At 28.0% G+C, this 5,731-nt stretch carries 6 protein-coding genes; 3 read left to right on the forward strand and 3 right to left on the reverse strand.

Translation table 11 applies throughout. The features are described 5' to 3' along the window. Positions 1-248, forward strand: a 248-nt coding sequence (locus tag L8D11_RS02960) for a hypothetical protein (protein WP_236870188.1), incomplete at its 5' end; no start/stop codon positions are given. Between the two features lie 8 nt (positions 249-256). On the opposite strand, the gene L8D11_RS02965 is transcribed toward L8D11_RS02960, so the two are convergent. The 3 genes from L8D11_RS02965 to L8D11_RS02970 all read right to left on the reverse strand — a co-directional run bounded on the left by L8D11_RS02965 (position 257) and on the right by L8D11_RS02970 (position 3,226). After that, a complete protein-coding gene (locus L8D11_RS02965) occupies positions 257-1,726 on the reverse strand; it encodes a hypothetical protein (protein ID WP_236870189.1) in 1,470 nt (489 codons plus the stop codon). A gap of 623 nt (positions 1,727-2,349) precedes the next feature. Then, a complete protein-coding gene (locus L8D11_RS05990; protein WP_369127278.1) occupies positions 2,350-2,706 on the reverse strand; it encodes a transposase in 357 nt (118 codons plus the stop codon). Then, on the reverse strand, positions 2,606-3,226 hold the full coding sequence (locus tag L8D11_RS02970) for an IS982 family transposase (RefSeq protein ID WP_236870190.1): 621 nt from the start codon (positions 3,224-3,226) through the stop codon (positions 2,606-2,608). The genes L8D11_RS05990 and L8D11_RS02970 overlap by 101 nt, the downstream gene beginning before the upstream one ends. Before the next feature lie 230 nt (positions 3,227-3,456). Between L8D11_RS02970 and L8D11_RS02975 the strand changes: the two genes are divergently transcribed. Continuing rightward, positions 3,457-4,422 carry a ParA family protein gene (locus tag L8D11_RS02975; protein WP_236870191.1) on the forward strand — a complete coding sequence of 322 codons (966 nt, stop codon included), beginning with the start codon at positions 3,457-3,459 and terminating at the stop codon, positions 4,420-4,422. A gap of 16 nt (positions 4,423-4,438) precedes the next feature. Beyond that, entirely contained in the window at positions 4,439-5,245 is an 807-nt protein-coding gene (locus L8D11_RS02980) for a ParB/RepB/Spo0J family partition protein (RefSeq protein WP_236870192.1), read from the forward strand. Positions 5,246-5,731: the final 486 nt, after the last annotated feature.

Raw genomic sequence — 5,731 nt, forward strand, 5'->3', positions numbered from 1 at the left:
ACTTTCTTGAATTCCTATTATTCTATCAGCTTTTATACCAAACTTATCGTTCTTCTTTATATGAATCTAATTTTTTAAATCCATTTATTGCATATCTTCCTTGCTTTGCATTTATGCAACGGCCTTTCTTAAAAAAGGAGAGTGCAGGATTTTTTGCATATTTAGAAAAAAATAATAATAGTAATTTTATCCTTAAATTAGAGCTGATAGCTGTCATTATAAACATAATACTAGAAACAAAAAAATAAAGTTATATTTAAATATTCGAATTTGCTTTACTATCCACTATAGTATTTGGATAAATCATATTTTTAATCCTTTTAATTTTTTGCAAGGCAACAAGTGATTTTTCCTTATAGATAAAAGATAGAGCTTCTGTTGTTTTCATTAAAATGTTATCCTTACTTATATTTCCGTGTTTCTGTAACAAATATTCTTCAAAAAATAAATCGTAGATATACTTATGCTCCATATCAAATATTGAATATATGGCACGTATGAATCTTCCTGTATCTGCGTATTCTCCGATATTATACTTCTTACCTAACTTCTTGTGAATACCATATTCATCAACTTTTGATTGGGTTTGTAGGTATTCATGAAACTCCTTTTTTTCTTTTTTAAGATTAATTTTACTAGATATTGAGTTTTTTATCTTTTCTGCAATTAAATTTTCTACTTCTCTCTTTTGGATTTTTATATTATTAAAAAGATTATCAATATCTGGCTTTCTATCGCCTACCCCATATTCTCCTGATAATATCATCTGAATAGTATCTAATTTACTTAACCATGCAAACGTTGCTTTAAAATCAGTTTTAGTTACCTTTTCTCCCATCAAGAATTTACTTGAATTTACTTTAATAGCGTATCCTTCCCAATTATCCATAGAAGAATTAAATATATTTTTGTAGGCTTTGTTTAATCTAGCAACTATCTTTTTATTACTGTAAGCCTTTATAGGCTTTAGAGCGTATTCAAAAATCTCATTCCATTTATTTATCATTTGATTTGCTATATCTACTTCTTTTTTAGAATCAATAAAGATGCCTGCTTCTTTTTCCAAATTAACAAAAATTTTATTTTCAGAAGAATTATTCTTTGTATAGTTATTCTTAGTTACTATTAACATTTGTTCATTTTGAACAGATCGATTTGTCCATTTTGAACAAATGCATACTTCTGGGCTTTTTTGAGGATATTTATTAATAATTGGTGTTATTTCTGTAAATTGCAAATTATTATTAATTTGATATTTTTTTTGCGGTTTTGATGTATTTAATAAATTTTTATTATTTAATTCAGTGCCAACAATTTTCTCACTTTCACTAGTAATAGAATTTGATTTAGTAGCATCGTTATAGATAATAGCTGAGGTTTTAGAAGATGATGAATTTAAATATTTATTTTCTAATAATTTATTATATTCATTATAGTTAATTGAATACCATTTAGTTTGATTCCATTTTTTAGCATTTAATTTAGTAGATTTAATTAATCCTAATATTTCCAAAGACTTTATGGTTCTTCTCAATTTAGAAGCAGACCAATAAGTAAATTGCTCTGACCACTTTTTGTAAGAATTATAAATCCATTTTCCATCTAGATTCTCAATATTTCGGCCGCATTTGGAGACCCAGTATTCAAGTTGATTTAGTAAAATAGATTCTGGCTCGCCTATTATGGTAGCTAGGTGCGGATTTATAGTGTGTATATATGATGTCATCTTTCTCCTTTATTTTAAATTTAAAGAGTGAAAAAGGGACAACAAGACTTTATTTGAATAATTCTATTATAAAAGATATTCTTTACTAACGAGTCATTATATTTATCCTTAGTGTGATTTTTTACTTTTAAAGTATTGTAAATTACCATAATTACGCTCCATATTTTACTTAGTTATTTAAAACAAAAGTACGAATACGCTTGCATTATAACTCGGCCTGAGTTATAACAAGTTATGAAATTTGTGGCGAGGTATTCGTACTTCGCTTACTTTTTGCTCTACTATTCGAAAAAATAATAAATATATTATCGTCCTAATTGTATATCATTAAAAATAAAATATGCAACATAAAACGTATTAATCGTTAGTATATGTTGAATTGCCAAAATAATTATCTATTACTAATTATATAAATTAGTATTATTAATTATAAAAATAAAATTGATATACTTAAGTATTCTTGGTTAAATTCTATATGTCTTACTATATAGTATGAAGTAGTGAATAATACTCCTCGGAATAAGCTCTGAGATGTCTTACAATTTTATTATCTTTTATTAATTGCAAAGTAATCTTCGGAGGATTCGAAATAGGGGAGATTAATAAATTAACCCGAACTGCATTTAAGGAATGATCGATAGATTTTTATCAATAACAGGTTTATCTGGTCTTAATTGGTAATTTATTAATCCAGCTAAAAGATGGGAAAAAGCATTAATGGGAGATCTGTGTCTAGAGTGGATAAGGGTTCTTAGGGATTTCATAGAAGAGAAGATTGTTTCAACCAGCGAACGCTTTTGAAGCATTAATTTATCCTTAACATGCATCAGACAGTTTTTCATGTTTTTCTTAATCTTTGTAATCAGCGTTGTTCCCTGCTCAAACAAAGTATTGAACAGTTTTTTGGAAAGGTACCCCCTTGTCACCAATGAGTTTATAAGAAATATCTTTTGGCATGTCAGGAACAGGCGCTCTATCATCGGTATTTCCTGGAGTAATCGCGAGTCTAACCACTTCTCCATGTGTATTAAACAGTATATGTAGTTTTAAACCAAAGAACCAACCTGTAGATGTCTTGCCTTTTTTTGCCATACCTTTAAAAACTTTATGTCTTTTTTCCCTCAGATTATGGCATACTGCCATTGGTGTTGCATCTATAAACATATACTCTGTTATGCCTCCTTCAATAGCTTTAAACATACATAATAAGCATGAAAATGCATTTTTAACATATCTGATAAAACTATCATAATGTACCATATTTAAGAATAAATTCTTACGTTCTGTTTTTAAATAGTAATAATAATGCTTGAAACACGCCATTCCTGACGCGTGATAGCTTATCATTATCGTTATTATTTCTGATAACTTCATTTGTAAACCCCTTTTTCTCTTTACCATTCCATCACTTATCAATTGTTTTACATACCATCTTTCAAATCCTTTGCAAAAATCATCCACTTCACAAAATATTCTGATATAATCTATTTCTGAGAGCATTTTCCTTACCATATACTTGTCTTAATTATTTTATTGTAGGCTTTTGCTTTCTTCTACTACTCTTTTCTTAAATGCAGTTCGGGTTAAATTAGTAAAAATATATAATAGGTTTTTTAAATCACTGAAGTTGATATATTAAAATAAGTTGCAAAATACATTTAACCATGTTAGCAGTGAATAAATTTAGTGTTTTTTACTTCGCAGCCGCGAACTTTAAAGTAAAGGTATTTATGAAAAACGATGTTTTAATTGATGGATTAACTCAAAAAATAATGGCTGATTTATCTGAAGTATCTAACTCAACAATTAGTAGATATATTTCAGAAAATCATATTGTAGCAATAGATGATGGAACGCAGAGAAATCTAAGATACAGTATAGCTAACTCAAGAGCTATTATTAAGGCAGTTTCAGATATAAATAGAGATATTAAAAAGAAAAAACAGGCTTTTTATAATTTTAAAGGAGGAACTGGTAAAACTAGTATATGTTTTCAAGTTGCAACACATTTAGCAATGATGGGATATAACGTTTTGGCAATTGATGCGGATCCACAAGCGCATTTATCTTTATCTTTAGGAGTGATGAAAGACGACAACATGACACTTTATGATATAATATGCGGGAATCAAAAGGCAAAAGATGTAATAATAAATATATATGAAGGATTAGACTGCATACCATCAAATTTGTCATTAACAAGACTTGAAACGGAGTTATCTAATATACCAAGGAGAGAAGAAAGAATAAAGATAGAATTAGATTATCTTAAAGACCAATATGATTTTATATTTTTAGATACAAATCCGACCATTAGTCTTTTAAATAGAAATATAATTTATTTTGTAGATATACTTAATATAGTTTGTGAAACTCAGCCTTATAGTTTAAATGGATTGAAATTATTAATGGAAGATCTTGAAAAATTTTTTCATCATATGGGAATTGATAAGAGAGATATTAATATTATACCTAATAAATATGAAGATAGAACAAGTAATTCAGGCGAGGCAATGGCTGTTTTAAAATCTTTTTATTCAAAATTTTTAAAAGAGGATTTTGCCATTAGAAGAAGTGAGGACATAATAAATTCTTCAAAATATAGTAAACCATTAGCATTTTTTGCTAGAAGAAATTCCATTGCGTTAGAAGATATTATTGATCTAATTAAGCATATTATTAAAATTTCATCTTAATATATTGTAATCTACAATGACTAAAAAAATTAAATATAGAAAAATTTCTGAAGCATTAGAGAGACTTACTGTACCAGAAATCAAAAATAGTAGACTGGGTATTGGATATGAAGAAAAAGTAAAAGAATTTTATATGATTAATGTAGAAAATCTCATACCTTTTAAAAATCAGGCGCGAATTTATTTTGATGACAAAGAAATTGAGAATTTGTCAGAATCTATTAAAAGACACGGAATAAGGCAACCTTTAACAATCGTCCCATATGAAGATAATAAGGGTATATTTGAGGTTATCAGCGGAGAAAGAAGATTGAAAGCCGCTAAAATTGTGGGATTGAATAAAGTTCCATGTATTATTATACATGATAGAAATATAGCTCAAGAAATAGCTATAGTAGAGAATATACATAGGCAAGATCTACATCCCATAGAGCTTGGTTTAGCATTTAATATATTATTAGATAAAGGAGCTTTTAATTCTCAATCATCACTTGCAGATACTCTTTCGATGAGCGAATCAACTATTTCTGAATATATCAAGTATACTAAAATACCCGAAGAAATCAGATATGTTCTAATTAAAAAGAGGATTAAATCTAGAGATAAATTAAGAAAAATTTTATTAGAAAAGGATGATGTGCAAAAGATTAAGCAAATTTTGGGGCTTGTAGAAGTAAAAAAAGAAACTAAAAGCTTTTCAGTCATGAGAATAAATATATTGAATGATAAATTTAAGTTCCAGTTAAATGGTATTGAAAAATTAAAGATAGAACAAAAAGAAATATTGAAAAAACAATTACTAATAGTAATTAGTAAATTATAATTAACGTTAATTACTTAGATAGGTACAATTTATTTCTGTGACATGAAAAGTTTCTGAATTGTGCTATTATCATTAGTAGTCAATGAGCCTATATAGCCTAGTGAGTAGTTGTAAAAACGGTGAACTGAGATTTTGTATTATGGTGTATTCAATGGATAGTGGCTATAAAATTAGCTATTCAAGTCGGAAATTTAGATGCAACAGCATTATATTTGCCTTAACCTATTATGCGCCAAGCAAAACAACCAACGAAAGTTAATTTAGTGCCAAACTAAATTACCTCCCAGCGCCAAGTAGACCTCCACTTCATAAGTGATTAAAAAGACTAATTTAATGATGATATATAATATGGCAACAATACGAGAAAAAACATAGCCTTGACTTGTAAGATTTGGTTCACAACATTTATCAAAGGTAAAATTCGCCTTCCGTACATAAAGACGAGGTATGCTTGTTAATCACCGACTTTAATAAAATCGCCAACCC

Origin of the sequence: Candidatus Bandiella numerosa (assembly GCF_021811875.1) — a bacterium.
Classification (GTDB): Bacteria; Pseudomonadota; Alphaproteobacteria; order Rickettsiales; family Midichloriaceae; genus Aquirickettsia; species Aquirickettsia numerosa_A.

What these genes read in the sequence shown, in the direction of transcription:
- L8D11_RS02965 (WP_236870189.1), bottom strand. Translation starts at nt 1,726, where the DNA reads ATGACATCATATATACACACTATAAATCCGCACCTAGCTACCATAATA.
- L8D11_RS05990 (WP_369127278.1), bottom strand. Translation starts at nt 2,706, where the DNA reads ATGATAGAGCGCCTGTTCCTGACATGCCAAAAGATATTTCTTATAAAC.
- L8D11_RS02970 (WP_236870190.1), bottom strand. Translation starts at nt 3,226, where the DNA reads ATGCTCTCAGAAATAGATTATATCAGAATATTTTGTGAAGTGGATGAT.
- L8D11_RS02975 (WP_236870191.1), top strand. Translation starts at nt 3,457, where the DNA reads ATGAAAAACGATGTTTTAATTGATGGATTAACTCAAAAAATAATGGCT.
- L8D11_RS02980 (WP_236870192.1), top strand. Translation starts at nt 4,439, where the DNA reads ATGACTAAAAAAATTAAATATAGAAAAATTTCTGAAGCATTAGAGAGA.